Raw genomic sequence first — 26,182 nt, 5'->3', positions numbered from 1 at the left:
CGCGGTGCCGGCGAGGTTGTGGCTGAGGCTGGCGAGCGCGCCCTGGGGGCTGTAGCCGTAGCTGGTGGTGGTGCCGTTGCCCAGCGTGACCGTGGTGCGACGGGAGAGGTCGTCGTAGGCGTAGGTGCCAGGTTGGTCGTGCCCAGTTCCTTGATCGCGCTCGGACGGTTGAGCGCGTCGTAGGTGGTGGTGACGTAGAAGCTGGTCTCGGGCCAGGTCAGACGGGTGCGGTTGCCCGCTGCGTCGTAGGTGAAGGCGATGCTCAGGTTGAGCTTGCCCGTGCCCGCGTCAGCCACCATCGTTTGCGGTACGTACATGTTGGCCGCGTTGTAGGTGATGGTGACCACCGTCCCGCTGGCGGTGTAGTCAGGCGCACCACGGTCAGGTCGTTTACCCAAACCGTGGTGCGTCCTCTATTTCCGGCTGTTACATTGAAAACTTACGGGAGTTCTATGGCAAATGGTTCATCGTCAGTGAATCGCGCATACGTAGTCACGACAAGCTGGGCTGCTGACCATGTATCACCACGCCATACTCTCTGCCCTCGCTTTACCCTAATACCGGGTAATCGATGTACCCCTTCTCTCCACCGCCATAAAACGTATGGGTATCGAAGGGGTTGAGTTCGGCCTTCTCACGCAGGCGACGTACCAGATCGGGGTTGGAGATGAAGGCCTTGCCAAAGGCAACGATGTCGGCACGGCCTTCGGCAACAGCCGCTTCGGCCAGAACCCGGTCGTAGCCATTGTTGACCATCCATGCTGCATTGCCCCCCGCAGCTGCGTAGACCGCCCGAAGCGTGGCGTAGTCGAACGGCGCATCGCCTTGCTGGAAGTCGCGGGCACCACCCGTCGCACCTTCGATGACATGAAGATAGGCCAGCGGCCAGCGTGCCAGTTGCTGCACCACGTGGTTGAACAATGCCTGCGGCTCCGCGTCGGCAACGTCATTGGCCGGCGTGACCGGCGAAATGCGGACACCCGTGCGCCCGGCACCGATCTCGGCCGTGATTGCCTCCATGACCTCGACCAGCAGGCGGGCACGATTCTCGATGCTGCCACCATAGGCATCGGTACGCAGATTGCTGCTTGAACGCAGGAACTGGTCAATCAGATAGCCATTGGCCGCATGCACTTCGACGCCATCAAAACCGGCTTCAATGGCAGCCCGGGCCGCACGGCGGTAATCCTCGACAATGCCGGGAATCTCGCCAAGCGCGAGGGCGCGCGGCTCGGACGTGGGCACGAAGCCCCCGCTACCATCCGGATTGATCACATACGTCTTGGTCCTGGCAGCAATCGCCGATGGCGCCACCGGCGCGCCACCGCCAGGTTGCAGTGAAGTATGGGAAACACGACCAACGTGCCACAACTGCACCACGATCTTGCCGCCCGCTGCATGTACCGCCTCCGTCACCCGCTTCCAGCCGGCAAGCTGCTCGGGCGCATACAAGCCTGGTACGTGCGCGTACCCCTGACCCTGATGGCTGATCGCGGTCGCTTCGGTGATCAGCAGACCCGCGCTGGCGCGCTGAGCGTAGTAGCGTGCGGTGATCTCGGCGGGAATCGCGCCAGGCGCACGGTTGCGGGTCAGCGGCGCCATCGCGATGCGGTTGCTCAGTGTCAGGTCGCCCGCAGTGATCGGATCGAACAGTGTAGTCATGCAGTTTCTCCGTAAGGGTCGTGGAGGCATCAGAGTTCCTGGCCAATCTGGCGCAGGAACGCGGCGATGGTGTCGTCGTTGCGTTTGTAGAACACCCATTGGCCGATACGCCGGGTGCTCACCAGACCTGCACGCTGCAACACCGCAAGATGAGTGGAGACGGTCGATTGCGACAAGCCGCAGCGGGCAAACATACCGGCACAGACACCGACCTCAAGCGGGTGTGCCTGGTCAGCAAAGTGCTTTTCCGGCTCTTTGAGCCACTGCAGTATTTCGCGCCGGACCGGGTGGCCCAACGCCTTGATGACCTCATCCAGATCCATGGCAAGCCTGTCGTGCAGGGGGTACGGAGCGATGTCCAAAGGTGTTCATCGCCAGAACTCGAACTATATATCTAAATTTAACGAAATATCAATCGCTTTATCCAGATATGCGTTTTCGATTATTTGAGTCACCGAGATGCTATTCATATTGCATTGTTTATCACATGGGAATAATCTTCGCCTTTGGCAATACGGACGAACCTTTCAAGGAGAGCAGCCATGGCACAGCAAAAATGGATGAGTAAGTGGACGTCACTTGGACTTGCGGTCGGCATCGCAATGACGGCACCGGCCGCGCAGGCTGCGTCCGAATGGCAGATCAACACATCTGGCACCGGGGCCAGTGCTGCAACCCCGATCACACAACTCAACATTGCCGGCGGGGGCTTTGTCCAGATCATTCCCGACTTTACCGATCCGACACGCTTCACCTTCATCGAACACGGCGCTTATCAGGCGGTTCAGGCCGACGGAGAAACGCCCTTCGGGGGAAGCGACCTGACCGTGGTGTATCAGGTCAGTGGTACCGGCAGCTTTCTGGACCCCTACAGCCTGAACTTCAGTACCGGTCTCGTGACCCTGTACTCTGATCCAGTCCATGATTTCGGCACTGCTGCCGGAATCTACGGCGCCAACAACGGAACAGCATTCGCCACCCTGGCGGTGACCGCGGGCGGTCTGGACCCGATTTCCGGTCTGGTCTCGGTCACGACCGTGATCACCCCTGGCGGACTGGCCCCAGGCTACCTCTTCGACTCGACAGGCAAGGACCTCAGCCTTACCACAGGCACGAAGCTGCAATTGGGCATTTTCAATCAGCTCAGCAACCCTGACGAACTGTTCGTCTCGGAGATCGTCTGCGAACTGTCAGGGTTTTCCGGCGCAGGCTGCGACGGCACGCCCTTTGCAAACTCCCCCCTGAGCTTCACCGTTCAGGATGGCGGCTTTGTGCTGATGCAGCCGGTGCCCGAACCGCTGGCCGTGCACATGACGCTTGGTGGACTTGCGCTGCTTGGCTGGGTGGCACGGCGCCGGCGCAGGGAACATGCAGCACTGCAAACCGGCAACTGAGAACATCAGGAATCGATCCGGCATCACCCGCAGCGCTGTTCAGCACAAGGTTTCGGGTGATGCCTGCATGCTGCCTACTTGGTCTTGAAATCGTCATGGCAGGACTTGCAGCTGTCGTACACCTTGGCGTACGCCGTCTGCACCTGTGCCTGATCGCGTGTTTGCGCCGCTGCCGCCAACGCATCCGTCCGCTCGAAGAAATCCTGCCTTTCGCGCTCAAACGCCTCTGCGCGGTCCCAGACCGCAGCTTTTGCTTTTGACGGCGGGTACAAGGTATCCGGCCCAAAGTGCTCCCAGGGCGCATCGCGCCGACTGATCAACTCACTGGCCAGTTGAGAGAACGCGTCGGGTTGATACTGATTGGTCCGCAGCATCGTGCCCATGGGCTCGAAGCTTCGCAGCATCGCCTTGAACGCCTCCTGGCGCTGCTTGACCGGTTGGCCGGGTCGAGTGTCCTCCACCACCTGACTGCAGGCAGCCAGGGCAAGAATGGACAGCGAGGAAACAAGCATCAGTCGGGTCATTTCAGTGAGTTTCGCAGGTGAGGGTTGCAGGAGTGACGGTTCATCCGGACAAGGAAGAACCGCATGGCAGTGTATAGGTTGTTCCCGACACACAAGGTTCCCGACAAGACTCCCGGAAAGAACGTGTTCAAGAACACACGCCTGATTATCGACCGGGCCCCTGAATGGAGTGCGCCCGTTGGATCCAAGCCTGCCGACGCCCACAACCCTTCGACTCCGCTCAGGGCACGGGGGTGAGGGCCGGCGTATTAAGGCAGCACGACCCGGCCCTGCATCAAGACAGCCCCCCACCCTACGTCCGCGCAGCCCTGCATCAGCAAGGGCGTGTTGCCGGCAAGCGGCGAGGGCGAAACTGCTTCGTATCCAGGTAGTAGGCCTGCTGCTCGTTGTCCGATGTCACCCCGGGGATGCCAAGCAAAGGCAAGGGACGCCAACTGGCCGGCGATAGTGCATTCGCGTGAGCCCTCAGGTGATCCGCCAGCCAGGCATCCGTATCGGCCAGCCGGGCAGCATGATCCAGTGCCAGCCATGACTCATCAACCACGCGATAGCATGCCTTCGCGCACAAGCCAGGAAAAGGATCGCGCAGCAGGTCCCAGCTTGCGTGGCCGAAAACCATGAACTGACTGCGCGCTATCAAGCGCTGGCGAGCAGCCCAGAACACCCCCATCCATTCATGTGCGGCAAGCCCGGCGGCCAGATCGGCATCTGCCGTGACCACTACCACACCACATTCGTCAAACTGAGTCATCGCATCGCGCTGCGAACCGCGCCCGGACAGGCCGGCAGTCTGTCTTTGCTGCAGGATATCGACATGCAGGCGATTCAGGGCCTGCTTGCTGCGCGGCCAGGCCAGCCAGGCGAGTGCGTTGAAGTAATCATGCCAGTCGTCGGCGCGCGTCGGCACCTCGCCCGTGGCATGGATGTGCGACTCGTAGCCATCCAGTCCCTTCGGTGGCCGGACAAAACACAGGGGAGCACCGCTCCCGCTCTGCAGACCCGGCACCCACTGTTCACGCATGGCATTGAGTGCTGCGATGTCAGGCACGCCGGGCTGCGGCGCTGCAGCAAGAAAGCGCGCGATCGGGCTGAACAAGATGCGGTGTCGATAGGCGGCTGGAGCAGTCGGGAGTGCACTCATGCGTACAGAAAGAAAACGACAAGGACAGGCGTGTGGCTGCAGTCGGCCACCAGCCCTGTCAGAATATCAGCCCGGAAGCATCCACAACACGACGACACCACATCCCCGGAGGTCAAGATGTCCGAACACCACCGCTGCCGCTGGGCCAATGGCGACCCCCTGATGAGCGCCTATCACGACGACGAATGGGGCGTACCGGAATACGACAGTCGGGCGCTGTGGGAAAAACTGATGCTCGACGGCTTTCAGGCCGGCTTGTCATGGCGCACCATCCTGTACAAGCGCGATGCCTTCCGTACGGCCTTTGCCGGCTTCGACCCTGAACGGGTTGCCCGTTTCGACCACACCGATGTCGACCGTCTGATGCAGGATGCAGGCATCGTCCGCGCCCGCGCCAAGATCGAGGCCACCATTGGCAATGCACGGGCATACCTTGCGATGCAGGCGGCGGGCGAAGACTTCTCCACCTGGGTCTGGGGCCAGGTTGGCGGCCAACCCATCGTCAACCTGGGACCAATTCAAACCCAGTCCCCGCTGTCCTTGCAGATGTCGAAGGCCCTGAAAAAACGTGGCTTCAAGTTCGTCGGCCCGGTCATCGTCTATGCCTGGATGCAGGCGGTCGGCATTGTGGACGACCACGAACCAGGCTGCTTCCGGCGTACCGGTGACTGAGACCGTGTCATGAACCTCTTCGACATCCTGGCCGAGCAGCGCATCGCCGAGGCCTTCCGCCGCGGCGAGTTCGAGCACCTTCCGGGCGCAGGCCGCCCCCTGATGTTCGATGACGATCCCTTGTTGTCGCCCGACACCCGGATGATGAACCGGATACTGAAGAACGCTGGCTTCGCGCCAGCCGAAGTCGGTATGCGTCGGGAACTTGCCACCCTGAGCGCCGAACTGGCTGCCCTGCCGGCCGGTACGCAACGCGACAGACTGATGCAGCGACGCAATCATCTACTACTGCAGCTTGCCCAAACGCCACGCAACTGACGCTGCCGTATTTGATCCGGAACAAATTCCTCGACGAAAACCCCAAACAGATCACGGCAAACGCCAGCGCTTGCGTTAACCTGAATGCCACAGTGCGGTCGCGAACAATAACAGAGAGAATCACATGACCCTTCTGGCAGCAGCGACCTCTCCTTCGCCCTGGTATCAGGCGGGTGCCTGCTCGACCGCGAGCGGCGCTCAGCGGGTGGCCGACTCGCCCCCTTGCATGCCCTCCTGCGCATTGTTCGACACAACCCTGGCCTGAACATCATGCCGTCGGCGCCTGCACCCTCCTCCACGCAGCCGTCCCGTCACGCCGGACGCAAGTTTGCGCGGATGGCGCTCGACTACTGGAACGATGGCAACAAGTGGGCGGTGCGCGGCGCGGTCGTGATGCTGGTGGCGCTGACGGTGGCACAGGTGCTGCTCGCGATCTGGGTCAGCTACTGGCATCGCGACCTGTTCGACGCCCTCGAGGCCCGCTCGATGGCCGAACTGACTCACCTGATCCTGATCTTCATACTGATCTTTGCCCTCACCATGGGCGTCACCGCGCTGCACCTGCATATCAAACGCTGGTTGCAACTGGACTGGCGACGCTGGATGACCGAGTTGCTGCTGGACCAGTGGATGACCCGTGCTCACCACTACCGCCTGCAACTGTTCGCCGGTGAGCACGACAACCCCGACGGGCGCATTGCCGAAGACATCCGCATCGCCACCGAGGCCGCTGTCGGGCTGGCGCACTCGCTGCTGTTTTCGCTGTTGGTCATGGGCAGCTTCATCGACATCCTGCTCAGCGTGTCGGGCAGTGCGCCGCTACCCGGCACTTCCATCGCGGTTCCTGGCTACCTGGTGTTGATGGCCTTCCTGTACGCAGGCGTGGGTTCCGTCCTCGGACTGATGCTGGGGCGCCCCTTGATCCGTACCACCAACTGGCTGCAGACGGTAGAGGCCAATCTGCGCTTTGGCCTGGCGCGCAACCGCGAGCATGCCGAGGCCATCGCGCTGCTTCACGGCGAGCCCCACGAGCGCCGTCAGGCCGACCGCCTGTTCGCCGATGTCGGCCACGGCTGGAACCGACAGACCATCGCCTATCTGGGCATCGTGTCCTTTTCGACCGGCTATGGCACCCTGCTGCCGGTGTTTCCGATCCTGATCGCGGCCCCTCAGTACATCGCCGGCATCATGAGCCTGGGCCTGCTGATGCAGGCGGCACAGGCCTTCCAGCGCCTGACTTCGGCACTGTCCTGGCCGATCGACAATCTGGGCGAGATTGCCCGCTGCCGCGCCTCCATCGACCGCATCATCAGCCTGCACGAGGACATGAAGATCCTCGATCGTGAAGACCGCGAGGACGATCACGGCGAAAGACGCATCGAACTCCACCACTCGACGCGGCCCGAGCTGGAAATCCGCAATTTGCAGCTCACCTCGCCCAGCGGTCAGGTGCTGCTGGACGACTTCAACCTGCATGTGCGCCACGGCGAGCGTATCCTGATCACCGGCGATCCGGCAGTGACGGTGGCGCTGTTCAAGGCCGCCGCCGGACTCTGGCCCTGGGGGCGAGGCGAAGTGTTCCTGCCTGCCGGCCGCGACGTGATGTTCATCCCGCAGCGCCCCTATCTGCCCGCCGGCAGCCTGCGGGCGGTACTCAGCTATCCGGACGATGACGCAGCCTACACCACCGCCTGCCTGCACCGCGCACTGGAGTGCGCCGGCATTGCCTGGCTGCAGCCGCGGCTGGACGACAATGAGGACTGGACACGCGCCTTGCCCCTGCGTGCCCAGCAACGCCTGGGCATCGCCCGCCTGTTCCTGCAGCAGCCCGGCTGGGTGTTCATCGAAGAAGCCACTGACGCCTTCGACACCAAGGACGAGGCAGACACCATCGAACTGCTGCACCACGAGTTGCCCAGCGCCACGCTGCTGAACATCAGTCGGCATAACGGCATGGATCATTTCTATCACCGCAAGCTCGTTCTCAGCCTTCCGACAGCCTCCCGCTGAGGTATTGATCCACTCCCTGCGCGAACCATTTGGCCAAATACGGTACTACACCCAGGACGCGGGGCAAAAAGCCGCCGCAAGCGCCAGGGAAGGATGACCGCAGATGCCACTCCACAATCAGATCCAGCTTATCGCCTACCCCGACCGGATCGGTCGCAATCTGGCCGACCTCACTACCTTCGTCAACGATCATCTACGGGATGCGATTGGTGGATTACACATATTGCCGCCGTTTCCGTCCAATGCCGACGGGGGCTTCTCACCGCTGACCCATCGCGAGATCGATCCGGCGTATGGCAGCTGGCAGGACATCGAAGCACTTGCCACCCGTTACGACCTCTGCCTGGACCTGGTACTCAACCACGTGTCCGACCAGTCGCCCGAGTTTCTCGATTATCTGCAGAACGGCAAGGCCTCGCCCCACGCCGCCTTGTTTGTCGATGTCGACGCTTTGGGTGAGATCAGTCCCGACGACCTTGCCCGCATCCATATCCGCAAGGAAAAGGAACCCTTTCGCGACATCGTCTTTGCCGACGGCAGCCGGGGCCGCGTGTGGTGCACCTTCACCGAGCACCAGATCGATCTCGATTACACCTCCCCCGCCACCTTCGCGATGATGGCCGACACCATGGTCGCCCTCGCAGGCCATGGTATCCGGATGTTGCGCCTGGACGCTTTCGGCTACACCACGAAGAAGATTGGCAGCAGTTGCTTCCTGGTTGAACCGGAAGTGTGGAACATCCTCGAATGGTTTCGGGACACCGCCTCGCGCTGCAGCCTGGAGATCCTGCCGGAGGTGCACGACCATCACAGCTACCAGCATGCAATCGCCCGCCGTGGCATGTGGGCCTACGGCTTCGCCCTGCCGCCGCTGATGCTCTATACCCTGCTCGACGCCAACAGCCACTACCTGAAGGCGTGGCTGCGCATGTGTCCGCAACAACAGGTCACTGTCCTCGATACCCACGACGGCATCTGCATTCCCGATGTGGAGGACATCCTGCCGCGCTATCACATCGAAGCCATCATCCAGAATGTTTCCAGCCGCAGTGCCGACCCCATCCTGCGCCGTTCAGCCGCGAACACCCATAGCGTCGGTGCCATCTATCAGCTGACCTGCACCTTTTATGAAGCCCTGCAGTGCAATGACGACGCCTACATCGCTGCGCGGGCCATCCAGCTGTTCGCTCCCGGCATTCCACAGATCTACTATGTCGGCCTGCTGGCCGGGCAGAACGATACAGCGCTGATGGCGCAGACCGGTGAAGCCCGCGACATCAATCGCCACTACTACACGCTGGATGAAGCCGCCGCCGCACTCGAACAACCTGTGGTGCGCCGCCTGCTGACGCTGATGCGGCTACGACACAGCCATCCGGCCTTCGGCGGCGGCTTCGAACTGCACTCATCGAACGACTCCAGCCTGTCGATGGGATGGCGCAAGGGCGAACACGCCTGTCATCTATTCGTCGACCTCAACTTCCGCACCGTCACGATCACTCACACCGAAGAAGGCCGCGAAGAGCGCTTCCGGGCATAGCACAGGTCAGGCGTAGCGTGCCGGCAGCCATCCCCGTTCCACCGACTCACGGAAGCACCAGGCCGGCGTGGTCTCGGTCTTGTAGCTCCAGAAGAACCAGCCGTACAGCTTTTCGAAACTCAGCAATTGCGCTGCGGCATAGCCCCGGTAGGCAACATGCTCCTGGAACGCATCCATATGTTCCAGGGCATGGTTGTATGGCCCTTCGGCCCACAGCGACACCACCTTCAGATCCAGCCCCAGGCTCCATTCCCCGCATACCGCGGGCAGGCCCAGTGCGGCATTGATCGAATCCGCCTCGTCACGCCATTCGCCACTGGCCTTGTGCATGTGTTGATAGATGTCGCTGTCGATGTCGCGACGATCAAAGCACTGGTAGCGGTGATAGTCGAAGATCACGTTCTGCCAGGCCGGTGCCTGCATGAAGCCGAGAAACTCGCGGTAGGAACGGAAACCATCGTGGAACACTACTGCGACCCGCTCCGCCGGGCAGTGCTTGCGGATGCGGTCGTAGGCCGCGAGGTAGTAGCGCTTGAGGTATTCGGTCGGCACATCCCAGCGCGGCTCATTGAGCACCTCGATCGCGTACAGAGCCGGATGCGCACGATAGCGCTCGGCCAGACGCTCCAGCACCACCAGCGAGTGTTCAAGGTATTCCGGCCGGGTGTGCCACTCGACCACGTCCTTGATACCCCCATTGTCGAAGCCATTCTGACAGCCGGGTGCGGCATGCAGGTCGAGCATCACCTTCAGACCCAGGCGTGCTGCCCAGTCCATCGCCTTATCGAGCACATCGATGCCACCGGTGACGAAGGGGTGAGGATTGCTGCCGTATTTGGGGTGATAGGGATAGTCCGGCCCGAAGATCCAGTGTCCCACCGGAATCCGCACCGCGTTGAGCCCACGCTCGGCAATCCAGGCAAAGTCTTCGTAGGTGACGAAACGGTTCCAGTGCGCACGCAGCTTGTCGGCCGCTGCCGGTCCCAGCTCCGCACACCAGGTGGTTTCGTCCGTGGCCTCGAGCCCCTCGAACAGGCTCGGCACCATCCATTTTTCCAGCAGCAACCAGCTGCCCAGGTTCACGCCACGCAATTTGTTCGGAGCCGCAGCCATCGCCTCGCCCTCCCGCAAGGATTGTCGTCAGGCACCATGCGCAGGGCCATCGCACACGACGCCACCACAACGATAGATTACGCCTGTGCGACCCGGACGGGGTATCGCCGCAGCAAAAATGTCGATGTGTCGTGCATCGTCACGCAAGACCACATCGTGATACCCGGCAACGCCCTCTGGATTTTCCTGCCCAAATTCAGTGCACCTCACTCAAGAAATCTCGGAAAAGCCAGGATCTTCAATTAATTCAATCATCTGCTCCGCCCCTCATTGGTGCGGCACAGCATACGGATGCACCGAAATAGAAACATAAATTTCAGAGTTGTGTTTCTGAAATTTATGTTTTAAATTGCAATCAAGCGGGCAGAAATGCACATCCTTTCACCACTCATCCATGCAGGAGCACCCAATGGCCTTGACCGCAGTCGCACTGCGCATCGAACACATTGGCCGAGCGGTCAACCGCGTCGTCGAATGGTCATGCGCTGCGTTGATCGCCGCCATGATCCTGGTTGTGTGGCTGGGAGTGAGCGGGCGCTATCTGACCGAATCCGGTTTCAGCTGGACCGAAGAGCTTGCCCGCTACCTGATGATCTGGGCTGCCTTGCTGGCCGTATCCTGTGCCGCGTGGTGGCGGGAGCATGTCGGCCTCGACCTGCTGCCCTCGCGCTTGCCGCCCGCGCCACGCAGACTGCTCAAGCTCGTCATTGATGGTGCGACGGTCCTGTTCTTCGTGTTCATGTGCCTCTACGGAATCGACATGACGGTCGAGGGTCGCACCCAGTTCTCGACCCTGTTCGGGCTGTCCATGGCGCTGCCGTTCGCCGCCGTACCCGTATCGTCCGCACTTGCCGCCTTTCAGTTTGGCGTGCGCCTCATCACCGACCTTTCCGAGCTGCCGCGTACCGAAGTCGCAGCGGCACCCTACTGAGGCCCCAACCATGTGGATGGTCGCAATCGCATTTTTCGGACTGATGCTGCTCGGCATGCCGATCGGGGTGGTCCTGGGGGTATCGGGCGCAATCGGCCTGCTCCAGCTTGGAGACCCCTCCTTCCTGGCAATGGCCCCCAAGCGCTACTTCGAGGGCCTGGACATGTTCACCTTCATGGCCATGCCCTTCTTCATCCTCGCGGGTGAGTTGATGAACGCTTCCGGCATCACCCAGCGTCTGATCGCCTTTGCAATGTCGCTGGTCGGTTATCTGCGCGGCGGCCTGGCCCATGCCAACATGGTGGCGTCGGTACTGTTCGCCGGCATGACCGGGGCTGCGGTGTCGGATGCCGCAGCAATGGGCAATACGCTGGTACCCGCAATGGTCAAGCAGGGCTACAGCAAGCCCTTCGCCTGTGCGGTGACCGCGGCAGGCTCCATCATCGGCCCCACCATCCCACCGTCCAACCTGATGGTGATCTACGGCTCGCTGATGGGGGTCTCGATCGCCGGCCTGTTTGCTGCCGGCATCGTGCCGGGACTGTTGATCTGCGCAATCTGCATGGCAGTGATCGGCGCACTGGGCAAGAAGCTCGGCCTGCCAAAAGGCGAAGGCCGCCCCAGCCTGGGCAACATCCTGGCCAGTTTCAAGGACAGCCTGATCGGCCTGACCATGCCCGCCATCATCCTCGGCGGTATTCTGGCTGGAATCGTGACGCCAACCGAAGCGGCATCGATCGCGGTCGCCTACGCCCTGTTCGTCGGCTTTGCCGTCTATCGCACGCTGACCCTGAACCAGGTCGTGGTCATGCTGATCCGCACTGCCCGCATTACAGGGGCCGTGTTTCTGATCATTGCCGCGGCGTCCATCCTGTCGTGGTGGCTGACCTTTCACCAGATTCCGCAGATGATCGCGCAAGCCATGCTGTCGATCACCGACAGCAAGGCCGGTGTGATCGGCATGATCCTGGCGCTGCTGCTGATCGTCGGCATGTTCCTCGACATCACCGCGGCGCTGATCATCCTCGCCCCGGTGCTTGGCCCACTGACGCTGGCCGTCGGTATCGAGCCGGTACACGCCGGCATCATGATCATCCTGGCGCTCAATCTCTCCTTGATGACCCCACCGGTGGGCGCCTGCCTGTTCGTGCTGTGCTCGGTCACCGGGGAGAAGCTCGAGCGCATCGCCCGCGCGCTCACTCCCTTCCTCATCGCCGAGGTCGCGATCCTGATCCTGATTGCCTACTGGTCCGACCTCACCCTGTTCGTCCCTCGCCTGTTCGGTTACATCAACTAAACCCGGAGCCCGCCACCATGAAACTGAAGACCCTGCTCACCTCTGCTGCCATTGCCCTCGCTTTTGCGGTTGCCCCCGCCCACGCACAGAAAGTCATCAAGCTGCATCACCTGAACGTGGACGACCCCTTCGAGAGCACCACCGGCGCCATGGTCACGGTATTCAAGAACCTGGTCGAATCCGGCACGGGTGGCTCAGTCACCGTACAGACCTTCCCCAACGGCCAGCTTGGCAAGGACAACGAGGTGCTCGGCCAGGTCAAGGCCGGGCTGATCCAGTCGGGCGTGTTCTCGGTGGGCGGATTTGCCAGTGCCTATCCGATGATCGGCGTGCTCGACGTGCCCTTCGTCTTCCCTGACATTTCCGCTACCTACACGGTGCTCGACGGCCCCTTTGGCAAGAAACTGGGCGCCGACATCGAGAAGAAGACCGGCATGGAAGTACTCGGCTTCGGCGACTCGGGTGGCTTCTTCGCCATCACCAACTCGAAGAAGGCGATCAAGACCCCGGATGACATGAAAGGCCTGAAGATCCGCACCCAGACGCTGGAATCGCACAAGCGCGTGATCTCGAGCCTGGGCGGGCAACCCGCGGCCATCGCCTGGGCCGAGGTCTACACCGCCTTGCAGACCGGCGTTGCCGACGGCCAGATGAACCCGATCCCGATCATCACCATGGCCAAGTTCAACGAGGTACAGAAGCACATCACGCTGACCGACCACCTGTTCGCACCCTATGTGTGGGTCATCAACCGCAAGTTCTTCGACAGCCTGACGGCGGAAGAACAAGTGGTGGTGCGCAACGCAGCCAAGAGCGCCATCGTTGCCAACCGTGGCATCAGCCGCATCATCGAAGCCTCCGCCAAGGGCTTGCCGACGCTGGCCAAGAGCATGACCGTCACCACCCTGACCCCGGCCGAGAAAGCGGCCTTCCGCAACGCAGCCCAGCCTGCGGTCAAGTCCTACATCGTCGACACCTTCGGCAAGGAAGGCGAGGACATGCTTGGCGCGCTGCAGGATGCCGTCAACGAAACGCTCAAGTAAGCACCGGGCCAAAGTCACAACGGAAACACCTATGCTCAACGCCACCTCGCTCCTGGGCGAACTGGCCGTCCTGCCGCTGGCGCACTGCGCCGGCCGGCCGGCCAGCGGTCCCTACCCGGACACCCTCAAGCCCATCCTCAGCCTCGCCGCCCACGCCGAGGCCATCACCGAAATCACCGACTGGCCCGGCTACGCGCCCACGCCGCTGGTCGCCCTGCCCGGACTGGCACAAGCCGCTGGCGTGGCCACCATCCATTACAAGCACGAGGCCGACCGCTTCGGTCTCGGCAGTTTCAAGGCCTTGGGCGGCGCCTATGCAGTGCTGCGTTTGCTGAAGAAGGAGATCCTGCGCCGCAGCGGCCACCAGGCCAGCAGCCGCGAACTACTCGAAGGCCGGTTCAAGGACGTGGTCGCCGACATCACCGTCACCTGCGCCACCGACGGCAACCACGGACGTTCGGTGGCCTGGGGTGCGCAGCTCTTCGGCTGCAAGTGCGTCATCTACATCCACGCCACCGTATCCGAAGGCCGCCGCGCCGCCATTGCCCGCTACGGTGCCGAGGTGGTGCGCAGCCCCGGAAACTATGACAATGCAGTACGTGCTGCCGACCTCGCAGCCAGGGAGAACGGCTGGTTCATCGTCTCCGACACCTCCTACCCCGGCTACACCGACGTGCCGCGCGACGTGATGCAGGGTTATTCGGTAATGGTCGAAGAGGCCTTGCGCCAATGGCCTGAAGCCACGCCGCCCACCCATGTGTTCATCCAGGGGGGTGTCGGCGGGCTTGCCGCCGCGGTGTGCGCACATCTCTGGGAGCGCCTGGGTGATGGGCGCGGGCGCTTTGTCGTTGTCGAACCCGACAAGGCAGCCTGCCTGTATGCCTCGGCCCTGGCAGGCACCCCTACTGCCGTGCACGGCGATCTCGACACCCTGATGGCAGGTCTGGCCTGCGGCGAAGTCTCGCTGATCGCGTGGGAAGTGCTCGAAGCCGGCACATCGGACTTCCTGACCATTCCCGATGCCGCCGCGGTGGCCTGCATGCGTCTGCTGGCGGACGCACCCTATGGCGACACCCCGATTGCCGCCGGTGAATCCGCGGTGGCCGGACTCGCCGGCATGTTGATGGCGGCTGTCCGCCCCGAGACCGCAGCCACGCTCGGACTGGGCGCAGACAGCCGGGTGCTGTTGTTCGGCAGCGAAGGCGCCACCGACCCGATGCTGTACGAACAACTGGTCGGGCGTCACGCCGAAGCCGTCGAGGGCGCCACACCATGAGTGCTTCCGCCCCCCCCAGAAAAAGGGCTGCGCTCACGCCCCCCGGGGAGCGTGAAGCAGAGACTTCGCGGAATACTGCTCTGCGCATCAATGGTGCCCGCCTGCAGCAGCGTATCGCCCAACTTGCGGAGATCGGCGCCATCGACGGAGGTGGCTGCGCCCGGCTCGCACTGACCGATGCCGACCGCGCCGGCCGCGATCAGGTCTGCGACTGGATGCGTGAGCTTGGCCTGGCGGTGACGGTGGATGCCATCGGCAATGTCGTCGGCGTACGTGCCGGACGTCAGTCCGGCGCGGCGGTGATGACCGGCTCTCACATCGACACCGTGCGCACCGGCGGCCGCTTTGATGGTAACTACGGCGTGCTCGCCGGGCTGGAAGTCATTGCCACCCTCAACGATGCCGGCATCGTCACCGAGCACCCGCTCGCGGTAGCCTTCTTCACCAACGAAGAAGGTGCCCGCTTCGCCCCCGACATGATGGGCAGCCTGGTCTACACCGGTGCCCTGCCATTGGGTGAAGCGCTCGCCACGCGCGGCATCGACGGCACCACGGTGGGCGAAGAACTGCAGCGCATCGCTTACGCCGGCCCCGCGCCAGTGCCAGCCGCTGCGCCGCGTGCCTTCATCGAACTGCATGTGGAACAGGGCCCGGTACTCGACCGCGAGGGCACGCAGATCGGCGTGGTCGAATCGGTGCAAGGGATCTCGTGGACCGAGATCGAGATCCTCGGCACCTCCAACCACGCCGGCACCACGCCAATGGCCCTGCGCCGCGACGCCGGCTGGGTAGCCGGGGCCATCATCCACTTCGTGCGCGAACTGGCGCAGGAACTGGGTGGTAACCAGGTCGCCACCGTCGGCCGCATCGAGTTCTTTCCCAACCTGGTCAATGTCGTGCCCAACCGCGCCGTGCTCACCGTGGACCTGCGCAACACCGACGAAGCCCGCCTGCAGATGGCCGAAGCGCGCCTCGCCGCCCATCTGGACGCACTGCGCGACGCCGAAAAGGTGGACATCGCCACCCGCAGCCTCGCCCGCTTCGCCCCGGTACCCTTCGCTGCGCAAATGTGCGACCGCATCGAACACCACGCCCGCACACAGGGCCTGTCCACCCGACGCATGCCCAGCGGTGCCGGCCACGACGCACAGATGCTGGCCGCAGTGTGCCCGACCGCGATGATTTTCGTTCCCAGCGTCGATGGCGTCAGCCACAACGTACGCGAACACACCCACCCCGAACACATCGAAGCCGGTGCCAATGTGCTGCTCGCCGTTCTGTGCGAACTGGCTGGCGCGACCCCACCGGCAGGAGCCCTCGCATGACACGCAAAACGCTCGTAGGCGCCGCCCAACTCGGCCCCATCGCCCGCAACGAATCGCGCACTCAGGTCGTCGCCCGCATGCTTGAACTGATGCGAGAGGCCAGGGCCCGCGGCTGCGACACCATCGCCTTTCCCGAGCTCGCACTCACCACCTTCTTCCCGCGCTGGTATGTCGAGGACCAGGCCGAGATCGACAGCTGGTTCGAGCGCGAGATGCCCAGCCCCGCCACGCTGCCGCTGTTCGAGGAAGCGAAGAAGCTCGGGATCGGCTTCTACCTCGGCTACGCCGAGCTCGCCGAGGAAGCCGACGGCACGCATCGCTACAACACCGCCATCCTGGTGGACAAGACGGGCGTCATCATCGGCAAGTATCGCAAGGTGCACCTTCCCGGCCATCGCGAGCACGAGCCCTGGCGCGCCTTCCAGCACCTCGAGAAGCGCTACTTCGAGCGCGGCAACCTCGGCTTCGGCGCCTGGCGCGCCCACGTCGGCGAGTGCGAAGTCATCCTCGGCATGGCGCTGTGCAACGACCGCCGCTGGCCCGAGACCTATCGCGTGCTCGGCCTGCAAGGCGTGGAGATGGCCTTCATCGGCTACAACACCCCCATCCACTACCCGCCCGTACCGGAACACGATCACCTGCAGGGCTTTCACAACCACCTCGTGCTGCAGGCCGGCGCCTACCAGAACGGCATGTGGATCGTCGGCATCGCCAAGGCCGGCAAGGAAGAGGGCTGCGACCTGCTTGGGCAGAGCTGCATCATCGCCCCCACCGGTGAAATCGTCGCGATGTGCTCTACTGTGGAAGACGAGCTGATCACAGCCAGCTGCGACCTCGACCGTTGCCGCGAGCTGAAGGACAATGTCTTCAACTTCGGCCTGCACCGGGAACCCGAAACCTACCGCCTGATTGTCGACACCAAAGGTCCGGTGCTACCCGCCTGACCGACCGCTTAGCTGACCGTTACCACCGATGCCGCCGAAACCTGCCAGACGATTCAAGCCCATTGATGAACGCATCGAGGCGCTGACCGAGGTCCTGCCGGACTCCGAGCGCAAGCTGGCCGAACTGCTTACCGCGCAGCCAGCACTGCTTGCGACCCATTCCGCAACCGAACTGGCAGCGATCGCCGGCAGCTCGAAGGCCGCCGTAACCCGATTCATCCAACGCCTGGGCTACGACGGCTTTGCCACTGCCCGGCGCGAGGCACGCGAAGCGCAGCGCTGGGGTGCCCCCAACTTCCAGGCCGCGGCAGAACTACCCGCGGCGGCGGAAGAGGCCTTCGGCGAGCACCTGCGTCGTGACCTGCAGAACCTGGCCGTCACTTTCGAGCGACTCACCCACGGGGTAGTCGAGCCCGCGCTCGCCACCCTGGCCCGCGCCCGCCGCGTCGGTATCGTCGGCTATCGCAACAGCCACGCCCTGGCGCAGTATTTCGCCCGCCAACTGGTGCTGCTGAAAGATCAGGTGGTGCTGCTACCCCAGGCCGGCCAGACCCTGGGCGAAGACCTTGCCAGCTTCGGCCCGGACGACATGCTGATCATCCTTGCCTTCCGCCGCCGCGTACCCGTAGTGGCGCAGATCGCCCGCCTCGCCAGAAAAGCCGGTGTGCCGGTCCTGGTGCTGATCGACGCCACCACGCCGACCAGGGAGGTCGATGCCACCTGGCGGATCGCGTGCGAAACCAGCGGATCGGGGCGCTTTGACTCCTATGCGGCAGCAATGAGCGTGCTGAACCTGCTGGTGTCGATGCTGGCGAGTGCCCCGGAAATTCAGGCGGGGAACCGGCTGCGAATGGCCGAGCGCTGGCACGAGGACCTGGAGGAGCTGTAGTCCAGGGAAAAAGTCCTCCGCCCTTGACCGCCCGCTTTTGAAGCGAGGATCGATACGACCAGTCCGTCACTCCGGGCCTCCATGCCACACTCGCCGGATGATGCCTTTGCAGGCATCAAGCATATGGCATGAATCCTGAAAATTAGAATACAATGATTCGCGTGATGCATCCCGCATTACGTCTGCTGTTATCCCAGCCAGCCAGCGACACGCGCGCAAGCCAGCCAGAACCCGCCTCCCGGAGGATTCATGCCGCGCGCCCGTCTGACACCCATTGCCCTAGCCCTTGCATTGTCGTGGCCCAATGCCCACGCTGCCGACCGCGAACTGAGTGAAGTCACGGTTGGCAGTGGTCGCTCCGTCGGTAGCAAGCCCATGCTCCGGGACGAGATCATTACCACCGAATCCTTCAGTGCCAGGGATATCGAAAAGAGCGGTGCAACCACGCTGACCGAGGCCATCGACAAACGCCCGGGCCTCTCGGTGCAAACCGAGTGTTCGATCTGCAACGTCCGCAACATCGTGCTGAACAATCTGCCGGGTCGCTACACAACGCTGCTGATCGATGGCATCCCGATCTTCTCTTCGGTCTCGACGGCCTACGGCCTGGATAGCGTCAGCCTGGGCGGACTCGAACGCATCGACATTTCGCGAGGCGCGGGAACCAGTCTGATTGCACCGGAAGCCCTTGCTGGTTCGGTCAACATCGTCACCCGCCGTCCGCTCGAGAACGAACTGATGATCAACCAGCAGTTCGGCAGCCACGGTCATGCCAACACCGAACTGTTCGGCGCAAGAACCTTTGACGGCGGGGCGCTGACCGCGAATTTCAACCACAACCGCCACAATACGGTCGACGACGACCATAACAAGGTCTCGGAGTACTCCGGTTACAAACGCAGTATCGGTGGCATTGGCTATTTCATTGACGACCTTGGCGGGTTCAAGCTCAAGGGCCGTCTCGACATTGTCGACGAAAAGCGCATGGGCGGAGCCATGGGCTCCAACTACAAGCGCGTCAAGACCGACGGCACCGGCAACCCTTTCGACTGGAGCCGGGGCAAGCATGCCTCGCCCGACCCCAGCGGCTGGATCGACCCTTCCAGCGGCACCGTCATACCTTATGACGATGGCCGCGCCGGCATGTCGGAAATCATCTTCACCGACCGCAAGCAATTCATCACCAGCGCAACCCACAAACTGGGCGAAGGCAACCTGAGGCTGGCAGTGGGCTACGCTCACCACAAGCAGGACTCCTTCTACGAAAAAGCCCTTTACAAAGCCGAACAGACCCAATATTACTTCGAAGCCAGTACCCAGCAGCCTGTCGGCGCCACGCTGGTCACCGCCGGCACCAACTACCGCTACGAAGACCTGGAAAGCACCGGCACCGATGCAAGCGGCACACCAAACGACGGTATCGACAACTACAAGTACCGTACCCCAGGCGTGTTCCTGCAGGCCTATCATGCCTTCCTCGACGGTGCCGTCGAGGTCAACGCCTCGGTGCGCTACGACAACCATAACGTATTCGGCGGCATCACCAGCCCACGACTGAACGTACTATGGACACACAACCATGAGTACAGCAGCCGTTTTGGCGCAGGACGCGGCTTCCGCGCCCCGACCTCGTTCTTCGAGCAGGATCACGGCATCCTGGATACCTCGCGCATCGTCCGCCAGATCGACAAGGCAGAGGTCTCCGACAATGTGTCGTACACCTTGTCCTATGCCAGCGATCGACTGGCCTGGGCGGGCTCGCTGAACTACAACCGCATCAAGAACATGGCGCTGCTCGACTCAGGCGCCACCGATCCGGACACAGGCGACGCAATCACCCTGTTCACCGCAGCCAGAAGGCCGGTGACAGTGGCCGGAGGCGACATCACCATCACCTACAAGCTGACGCCGCAATGGGAAACCACGGTTGCAGCCGAACGCTTCAACTACCGCTTCTCCGAGCCCGGCACCCTCGCCTTTGCCCGTCCGGAAACCCGCGTCTATCTGCGCCTGGACTACGACAACGGCCCATGGACTGGCATGGTGCGCGCCACCTGGACCGGGCCGATGGACCTCGCCAAGTTCTACGATTACGCCAACAACCCGCGCTACAACATGGACGGCACCCCCAAGCGGAATACCAGCCCCGCCTACTGGATTGCCGACCTGCGGGGCGAATATCGGATCGACAGGCAATGGAGTGCCTTCCTCGGCATCGACAATGTGTTCGATTTCAACCAGGCCGACAAGGAAAGCATGCTCTGGATCGACGGCAGCGGCGCACTGGACGTCACCCAGATCTGGGGGCCGAACCGGGGGCGCTTCGTCTATGCTGGGGTGAAGTTCGCACTGTGACACCCGCTCGCCACCTATCCGTGTGCAGCATGCTGATTGCCCTGTGGGCGAGCAGCATGCCGGCACACGGCGCCGGGGCATCCCCAACAGCGCTCGATTTCGAACTCTCCGATGGACAACGTTTCGTCCGCCTTGCCGAGTTGCCACCACAACCTACGGTGGTCAACTTCTGGCGCTACGACTGCCCCCCCTGCCTGCGTGAAATGCCTCTGCTTGCCACACACGCGGCACACGGCCAGGTACGCGTCATCACCGTCGCACTGCACCGGCCCGCCGAAACAGCCATGGCACCATCCGGCGTCCGCCAGGCCCTCAGCTCGGTCATGACGCTATACGCGCCGAGCACGCCACAGGGCGTACTCGCGCGCTTCGGCAACCCGCACGGCGCGCTCCCCCACACGGTCGTGCTCGCGGCGGATCGTAGTCTCTGTGCCCAGCACACAGGTGAGATCGACAGCGCATGGCTGGCGCATGCAACCCAAAACTGTTCGGCCCACAGCACACCGACCTCGGCAGCTGTTGCGCGCTAAGCGGGCTTGCGTGCCCCGAGTGATTGCCTGCCTTTATCAAGACGGTCGCCCTTGGTCTGTATAAAGCAGACAAAAGGCGACCGGGCGCTCAAGATACCGTCAGAACCGATGCCGAACACCGATATTGACCGAACGGTCGGCACCCGCAACAATCGCAGCGTTCTGCCCATTGCCAAGACTGAGGGCCGGGTTGTTATGGGTCACCATGTGCGCATAGACGCCGTAGAGATCGGTCCGCTTGGAAAGTGCATGCACATAGCCTAGTGCCCACATGTCGGCATCACGATCCGCGGCATCCTTGTCATCCTCCCGCACCCAGGACGCAAGCAGTTTACCGCTGCGACCCAGCGGCGCACTCAGGCCAAGCAGGTACTGATTGGAGTCCGCGCCGCGGGTCGGAACCGCAGCTTCGACATCACGGTCTGCCTGCGTCATCGCATATGCCCGCACCAGACCAAAGTCATAGCTGATGCCGAGCTGGAACTTCCGGCCTGTAACCGTATCCGCCTTGTCGCGCATGCGCTCAAACGAGAAACCTGCCTCAAACGGCCCCTGCCCGTACTCAAGCGCACCAGACAGGTATACCCCTGCGCGCGTTGAGCCCGCCACCTCACCGAAACCGTACACCAGTGTCCCGGTGACCCCGCCTATCTTCGGGCTGACATATTTCACCGAATTGTCCGCCCGAATCGCCATGGCTTTCATGACATTGCCTGCATTTCCACCGCTACCATGCTCGAAAGGGTCGAATCGGGCATTGACGCCGTCCTCCGGCGCGTACTGCCGGCCCAGGCCAAGGCTGCCAAAATCGCCCGCCAGCGCGAGGTAGCTCTGCCGCCCCCAAAAGTTGTTGGCGTGCTGTGGCTGACCGGTATCCGTCAGAATCCCAGCCTCTATCACCCAAATCGCTTTGATCCCATTACCCAGGTCCTCCACACCGCGAAACCCCAGCCGACTCGAACTAAGCATGCCGCTCTGGATAGCTTTGACGTCCTGTCCCGTACGACTGTTGCGTTCGTAGGCAAAACCCGCATCTATCAGGCCATAAACGGTGACCTTGGACTGGGCCCAGGCCCCGCTGCAAGCAAACGCACCCAACGTCATGCATAATGTTTTTTTCATATTTCCTCCTTGGTGTTGCTCTCGTTGTATTCAGGTGCGTGTCTCCACACCAGTGCTGTGGTAAATCACATTGCCCGCCCCATCAGCGCCGGCATGTCGATGGCCCGGATCAATCGTGTCTCCTGAGCGACGATCAAGTGCTCGGAGGCCGCCAGATACGCGGGAAAATCGGGGTGACGGTCGCGCGCCAGACTGCGCTGCTCGTAGTCCGCGAGGCTTTCATAGGCCCATAGATGGACAAACTGGTTGAGCGGCCCGACCTGGCTGACGTAGAAGCCCAGCGGATGACCCAATGTGTTCAACAGAATGGGCATCGCCAGCCGGTTGAAGACGTCGATGAACTCCGGCATCTTGCGCAAGCGGATGGTGTAGATGCGGTGATCGATTAGCGGCTTAGGCGACATGAGCACGCACCTCGTGAACATCCGTCACTGGCGCGGCCGCAGTGGCCCGGTCCGCACCGGCGATATGCCGCCCGGTGATATAGCCAAAGGTCATGATGGGCCCCAGCGTGATGCCGGCGCCTGGGTAGTTGCCGCCCATGATGCTCGCACGGTCATTGCCGACCGCATAAAGTCCCGGGATCGGCTGACCGCCATCGGCCAGGACCTGACCGGTCACATTCGTGCGGATGCCGTCAAAGGTGCCCAGGTCCCCCATGACAACCTTCACCGCGTAATAGGGGCCTTTGCCAATCGGCGCGACGCATGGGTTGGGCTTGTTGCCCGGGTCGGCCAGATAACGGTTGAAGGCAGTACTGCCGCGACCGAACTGTAGATCCACCCCGCGCACGGCGCCGACGTTGTAATCCGCGACCGTGCGCACCAGCATCGCAGCATCGATACCGGCTTTTTCCGCCAACTCGGCAAGAGTGTTGCCCTTGAGCAAGTAGCCGTTTTTCAGAAAGCGGCCAACAGGCATCGGCGCCGGCTTGACATATCCCAGCCCGTACTTTGCCAATGTGGTCTGATCACACAACAGCCACATCGCCGTCTCCGGCTCATCAGCGCAGGCACGGATCATTGCCGCGCCAACGTCGTGGTAGGACTCCGACTCGTTACAAAAGCGCACGCCACGCCGGGTCACACCGATGATCCCCGGTTTGTATCGGTCCAGCAGGTGCGGAAAGACGCCGGTCCGACCATCACCCAACGGTACGCTTGACACGGGCATCCACGCGGCACTATCGGGGTAGCGGATATCAACCCGACTACCCACGCTTTCCGCCATTTTCAAGCCATCACCGGTGTTGCCTGCGGGTACCGGCGACAAATGCCCGCCGCCACGGCGCAAATGCGGATACGCCTCCTTGGTACGGGCAGCGTCATGCGAAAACCCCCCGCAAGCCAGCACGACGCCACGTCGAGCGAGGATCTGGATTTCCCCGTCCTTGCCAGCGACCACCGCACCACCAATTCGGCCATCACTTTCCAGCAGTTCGCGCGCTGCGTAGCCGGTATGAATTGGAATGCCCAGGTCGAAGCACGATTTCGCCAAGCGGGCGGCAAGCGCGTTGCCACTGGTCACGTTGATGCCACGCCGGTAGCGCAGCAACTCCTTCAGATGCGTCGCAAGGCGCTTGGCGACGTAAACGAAGGACTTGAGCGAACGGGTTGCATTGAAGAAGTGCTTCAGGTCGGCGTTGGACGAATTGAACATCATGCCGATGAAGGTGATCGTCTCCAGCGGCGGACGCAGGCGAGACATGTTTTCGCCCAACGCTCGAATATCGTATGGCGCAGCCAGAATACTGCGCCCCAACTCCACCCCTCCCGGTACGGTCGGGTGGTAGTCGGGATACAACGTGGGGACGAACCTGACAGCGGTCTCGCGCTCGAAGAACTCGACCATCTCCGGAGCGCTGTCCAGAAAAGCCTCAATTGCGGCCTCATCGAAAAAGGCCCCGGTTTCGTTACGCAGGTATTCACGCGCGGCTTCGCGGCTATCGAGCGCACCATTGCGCCCTGCATGGGGGTTGCCCGGAATCCACAGCACCCCACCGGAAAATGCGGTAGTGCCACCAAAATGTTCAGCCTTCTCAACCACGATGACGTCGAGGCCATGCTTCCTGGCGGTGATCGCGGTAGATAGTCCACCCGCACCGGCGCCTATGACGAGCAGGTCGCAGTCGAGCGAGGCGTGCGAGGGTCTCGCATCCATATCTGTCTCCTTTGAGATAGGCGGCCGATACCCACCGGCCGCGCGAATGAGGAACGGGGGTAGCCTCAGCGGGGCGCGTGGCCCATATCGTTAAAACCAGGTCGTGGCACCAAGTCCATGAGCATGCTGCTCATGCCACCGTCGACCATGATTTCGGCGCCATTGACATAGGCGGCGCGCTCGCTGATCAGAAACGCCGCGACATTGGCAATGTCAGCCGGCTCACCAATCCGTCGGCTGGCGGTCACCTCGGCCCGGCGCTGCTCAAGGCCAGGCTGTTCATAGAACTTCGCCGACAAAGGGGTTCGAATCATGCCGGGACAGATAACGTTGCTACGGATGCCCGCCTCGCCCCACTCGACAGCCATCTGACGCGACATCAGCAGCACGCCAGCCTTGCTCGCGCTGTAGGCACCACTGCCCGTTTGAGGAAAACGTGACGCAATCGAGGCGACATGAACGATGCAACCGCGCCCCACCTCACGCATCTGGGCAGCAAACACCCGGGCACACAACAGATAACCCGTGAGATTGACCGCCAGCACGGCATTCCACTCCGCCAGACTGACCTCATCCAGGGCTCCTGGGCGCAACATTCCAGCGTTGTTCACCAGCGCATTGGACGGACCGAAGGTGTCTCGAACCTGCGCCGCCGCGGTTCGTACGGACGCTTCGACGGCAATGTCGCATTCCACACCGAGCGCGACTCCGCCGCGCCGACGCAAAGCGTCTGCCACGCTTTCCGCTCCAGCGCCATCGCGGTCAAGCAAAGCAACCCGAGCGCCGGCAGTCGCCAGCACATCCGCCACAGCCGCGCCAATCCCACTGGCAGCGCCGGTCACCACACAAACCTGCCCCTCCAAACCCAACCACGACACACAACCCACGTTCCCTCTCCTGTTCTTTGCATGCAACCATGATAGGGAGAGCGTGATGCGACAAGAATCGACAATTCGGCCAGTGAACAGGATAATTCGTGCATTCAAAACATCTGCAAAGCACTTCATGCCCACCCTGCCAAAGTACGACCTCTACGGCTCGGAGGCAAAGCCGTCCTGGCTGGATTCCTTCAACTTCGAGTGGATACCCCAGCGCTCCCGGCCCTTCAATTGGGAGATCGAGCCGCACATTCACGACGGCCTGATCCAGGTCCTCTATGTGCGTAGCGGGAGCGGTGAGGCATTGATTGATGGCACCAGAAGACGCATCGAGCCTCCCTGCCTGATCGTCATTCCGGCACGTACGGTACATGGGTTCCACTTCACCCCCGAAGTCGACGGCCCCGTCGTGACCGCACCACAGAGACCGCTGGAAGCCCTGGCGAGCACCGCCAGACCGGAACTACTGAGCTATATCCGAACCCCCGCCGTCCTGCCCGTACAAGCGGGTTCGCGCCATGATCAGAAGCTTGTGCCGCTTTTCGATGCGCTGGCGCGCGAGGCGGCGGAGTATGAGCCGGGCCAGACCGCCGCCGGTTCTGCTTTGCTGCTGGCCGCCTTCGTCATCATGGAGCGGGTGGATACCGGTATTCAGTCTCCCCGCGTCGTCACCCGCTCGCGCGGCACCGCAAAGGTGGAGCGATTCCGCGCGCTGGTCGAGCAACACTACAAAGCCCACCTGCCCATGGAGTCCTATGCGAGTGAGCTGGGCGTATCGCCAGGGCAATTGGCCCGTCTGTGTCGCGAAACCATCGGCATGTCGCCACTGGACGTGATCAATGCCCGACTCATCCACGAAGCGCAACGCGAACTGGTCTACTCGCAACTGAGCGTCAAGCAGATCGCCGGCGCGCTCGGTTTCGAGGACGAAGCCTATTTTGGCCGCTTCTTCAAGAAGAACGCCGGCTCTACCGCACTTGCCTTCAGGGAGATGGCGCGAGCGCAGCTCGCGCGCGCAAGTGGCGAGGTCTCATCGGGAAGCTGACCCCCGCGCAATC

Annotated in this window: 25 protein-coding genes; 15 read left to right on the top strand and 10 right to left on the bottom strand. The window is 62.4% G+C overall.

The annotated features are described in order from the left end of the window. The 3 genes from DNK49_RS24460 to DNK49_RS19610 all read right to left on the bottom strand — a co-directional run. The coding region (locus DNK49_RS24460; RefSeq protein WP_207807051.1) for a hypothetical protein at window positions 1-398 on the bottom strand (398 nt) is incomplete at its 3' end. 151 nt (window positions 399-549) lie between these two features. Next, window positions 550-1,662, bottom strand: a complete 1,113-nt coding sequence (locus DNK49_RS19615) for an alkene reductase (RefSeq protein WP_110528697.1) — start codon at window positions 1,660-1,662, stop codon at window positions 550-552. Between the two features lie 29 nt (window positions 1,663-1,691). Continuing rightward, complete coding sequence (locus DNK49_RS19610; protein ID WP_110528694.1) at window positions 1,692-1,985, bottom strand: ArsR/SmtB family transcription factor; 294 nt, start codon at window positions 1,983-1,985, stop codon at window positions 1,692-1,694. A gap of 219 nt (window positions 1,986-2,204) precedes the next feature. Between DNK49_RS19610 and pepA the strand changes: the two genes are divergently transcribed. After that, window positions 2,205-3,056, top strand: a complete 852-nt coding sequence (gene pepA, locus DNK49_RS19605; RefSeq protein WP_110528691.1) for a flocculation-associated PEP-CTERM protein PepA — start codon at window positions 2,205-2,207, stop codon at window positions 3,054-3,056. A gap of 74 nt (window positions 3,057-3,130) precedes the next feature. Here the strand turns inward: pepA and DNK49_RS19600 are convergent, their stop codons facing one another. Together DNK49_RS19600 and DNK49_RS19595 are read right to left on the bottom strand one after the other, a co-directional pair. Further along, on the bottom strand, window positions 3,131-3,580 hold the full coding sequence (locus DNK49_RS19600; RefSeq protein ID WP_110528688.1) for a c-type cytochrome: 450 nt from the start codon (window positions 3,578-3,580) through the stop codon (window positions 3,131-3,133). Between the two features lie 313 nt (window positions 3,581-3,893). Then, the gene (locus DNK49_RS19595; RefSeq protein WP_306441433.1) at window positions 3,894-4,676 is read right to left on the bottom strand and encodes a DUF3025 domain-containing protein; all 783 of its coding nucleotides are present in this window, start codon (window positions 4,674-4,676) and stop codon (window positions 3,894-3,896) included. 162 nt (window positions 4,677-4,838) lie between these two features. Here DNK49_RS19595 and DNK49_RS19590 point away from each other — a divergent pair, with 162 nt between their 5' ends. The 4 genes from DNK49_RS19590 to gtfA all read left to right on the top strand — a co-directional run bounded on the left by DNK49_RS19590 (window position 4,839) and on the right by gtfA (window position 9,261). After that, entirely contained in the window at window positions 4,839-5,393 is a 555-nt protein-coding gene (locus DNK49_RS19590; protein ID WP_110528682.1) for a DNA-3-methyladenine glycosylase I, read from the top strand. A 9-nt stretch (window positions 5,394-5,402) separates the two neighbouring features. After that, window positions 5,403-5,711 (top strand): DnaJ family domain-containing protein, encoded by a 309-nt coding sequence (locus tag DNK49_RS19585; RefSeq protein ID WP_110528679.1) that lies wholly within the window; start codon window positions 5,403-5,405, stop codon window positions 5,709-5,711. 222 nt (window positions 5,712-5,933) lie between these two features. Continuing rightward, window positions 5,934-7,721 (top strand): ABC transporter ATP-binding protein/permease, encoded by a 1,788-nt coding sequence (locus tag DNK49_RS19580; RefSeq protein WP_243632455.1) that lies wholly within the window; start codon window positions 5,934-5,936, stop codon window positions 7,719-7,721. 103 nt (window positions 7,722-7,824) lie between these two features. Continuing rightward, on the top strand, window positions 7,825-9,261 hold the full coding sequence (gene gtfA / locus DNK49_RS19575; protein WP_110528676.1) for a sucrose phosphorylase: 1,437 nt from the start codon (window positions 7,825-7,827) through the stop codon (window positions 9,259-9,261). Window positions 9,262-9,267: 6 nt separating this feature from the next. Here gtfA and DNK49_RS19570 read toward each other — a convergent pair whose 3' ends face one another. Then, window positions 9,268-10,374, bottom strand: coding sequence for a glycoside hydrolase family 5 protein (locus DNK49_RS19570; RefSeq protein ID WP_110528673.1), 1,107 nt, complete (start codon window positions 10,372-10,374; stop codon window positions 9,268-9,270). A gap of 409 nt (window positions 10,375-10,783) precedes the next feature. Between DNK49_RS19570 and DNK49_RS19560 the strand changes: the two genes are divergently transcribed. The 9 genes from DNK49_RS19560 to DNK49_RS19520 all read left to right on the top strand — a co-directional run bounded on the left by DNK49_RS19560 (window position 10,784) and on the right by DNK49_RS19520 (window position 20,964). After that, window positions 10,784-11,305: a TRAP transporter small permease gene (locus tag DNK49_RS19560; RefSeq protein ID WP_165843392.1), complete on the top strand. Its 522-nt coding sequence runs from the start codon at window positions 10,784-10,786 to the stop codon at window positions 11,303-11,305. 10 nt (window positions 11,306-11,315) lie between these two features. Further along, a complete protein-coding gene (locus DNK49_RS19555) occupies window positions 11,316-12,602 on the top strand; it encodes a TRAP transporter large permease (protein WP_110528663.1) in 1,287 nt (428 codons plus the stop codon). A 17-nt stretch (window positions 12,603-12,619) separates the two neighbouring features. Beyond that, window positions 12,620-13,645 carry a TRAP transporter substrate-binding protein gene (locus tag DNK49_RS19550; RefSeq protein WP_110528660.1) on the top strand — a complete coding sequence of 342 codons (1,026 nt, stop codon included), beginning with the start codon at window positions 12,620-12,622 and terminating at the stop codon, window positions 13,643-13,645. Between the two features lie 31 nt (window positions 13,646-13,676). Next, window positions 13,677-14,921 (top strand): diaminopropionate ammonia-lyase, encoded by a 1,245-nt coding sequence (locus DNK49_RS19545; RefSeq protein WP_110528657.1) that lies wholly within the window; start codon window positions 13,677-13,679, stop codon window positions 14,919-14,921. After that, window positions 14,918-16,246, top strand: a complete 1,329-nt coding sequence (locus DNK49_RS19540; RefSeq protein WP_110528654.1) for a Zn-dependent hydrolase — start codon at window positions 14,918-14,920, stop codon at window positions 16,244-16,246. The genes DNK49_RS19545 and DNK49_RS19540 overlap by 4 nt, the downstream gene beginning before the upstream one ends. After that, the gene (locus DNK49_RS19535; RefSeq protein ID WP_110528651.1) at window positions 16,243-17,190 is read left to right on the top strand and encodes an N-carbamoyl-D-amino-acid hydrolase; all 948 of its coding nucleotides are present in this window, start codon (window positions 16,243-16,245) and stop codon (window positions 17,188-17,190) included. Before DNK49_RS19540 ends, DNK49_RS19535 begins: the two co-directional genes overlap by 4 nt. 28 nt (window positions 17,191-17,218) lie before the next feature. Continuing rightward, the gene (locus DNK49_RS19530) at window positions 17,219-18,079 is read left to right on the top strand and encodes a MurR/RpiR family transcriptional regulator (protein WP_110528647.1); all 861 of its coding nucleotides are present in this window, start codon (window positions 17,219-17,221) and stop codon (window positions 18,077-18,079) included. Between the two features lie 249 nt (window positions 18,080-18,328). After that, complete coding sequence (locus DNK49_RS19525) at window positions 18,329-20,434, top strand: TonB-dependent receptor plug domain-containing protein (RefSeq protein WP_110528644.1); 2,106 nt, start codon at window positions 18,329-18,331, stop codon at window positions 20,432-20,434. 29 nt (window positions 20,435-20,463) lie between these two features. After that, window positions 20,464-20,964 (top strand): TlpA family protein disulfide reductase, encoded by a 501-nt coding sequence (locus DNK49_RS19520; protein WP_110528641.1) that lies wholly within the window; start codon window positions 20,464-20,466, stop codon window positions 20,962-20,964. Between the two features lie 99 nt (window positions 20,965-21,063). On the opposite strand, the gene DNK49_RS19515 is transcribed toward DNK49_RS19520, so the two are convergent. The 4 genes from DNK49_RS19515 to DNK49_RS19500 form a co-directional block, all read right to left on the bottom strand. Continuing rightward, on the bottom strand, window positions 21,064-22,086 hold the full coding sequence (locus tag DNK49_RS19515) for a porin (protein WP_110528638.1): 1,023 nt from the start codon (window positions 22,084-22,086) through the stop codon (window positions 21,064-21,066). Window positions 22,087-22,151: 65 nt separating this feature from the next. Continuing rightward, the gene (locus DNK49_RS19510) at window positions 22,152-22,490 is read right to left on the bottom strand and encodes an NIPSNAP family protein (RefSeq protein ID WP_110528635.1); all 339 of its coding nucleotides are present in this window, start codon (window positions 22,488-22,490) and stop codon (window positions 22,152-22,154) included. Beyond that, window positions 22,480-24,246 (bottom strand): FAD-dependent oxidoreductase, encoded by a 1,767-nt coding sequence (locus DNK49_RS19505; protein WP_110528631.1) that lies wholly within the window; start codon window positions 24,244-24,246, stop codon window positions 22,480-22,482. Before DNK49_RS19505 ends, DNK49_RS19510 begins: the two co-directional genes overlap by 11 nt. A 65-nt stretch (window positions 24,247-24,311) precedes the next feature. Next, window positions 24,312-25,133: an SDR family NAD(P)-dependent oxidoreductase gene (locus DNK49_RS19500; protein WP_243632454.1), complete on the bottom strand. Its 822-nt coding sequence runs from the start codon at window positions 25,131-25,133 to the stop codon at window positions 24,312-24,314. Between the two features lie 118 nt (window positions 25,134-25,251). On the opposite strand from DNK49_RS19500, the gene DNK49_RS19495 reads away from it, so the two are divergent. After that, window positions 25,252-26,169, top strand: coding sequence for a helix-turn-helix domain-containing protein (locus DNK49_RS19495; RefSeq protein WP_110528625.1), 918 nt, complete (start codon window positions 25,252-25,254; stop codon window positions 26,167-26,169). Window positions 26,170-26,182 lie beyond the last annotated feature (13 nt).

The sequence above is a fragment of the Parazoarcus communis SWub3 = DSM 12120 genome (assembly GCF_003226565.1).
In the GTDB taxonomy this organism is placed as follows: Bacteria; Pseudomonadota; Gammaproteobacteria; order Burkholderiales; family Rhodocyclaceae; genus Parazoarcus; species Parazoarcus communis.
The sequence above is the reverse complement of the archived record's forward strand: the minus strand, read 5'-3'. Positions and strand labels throughout refer to the sequence as shown.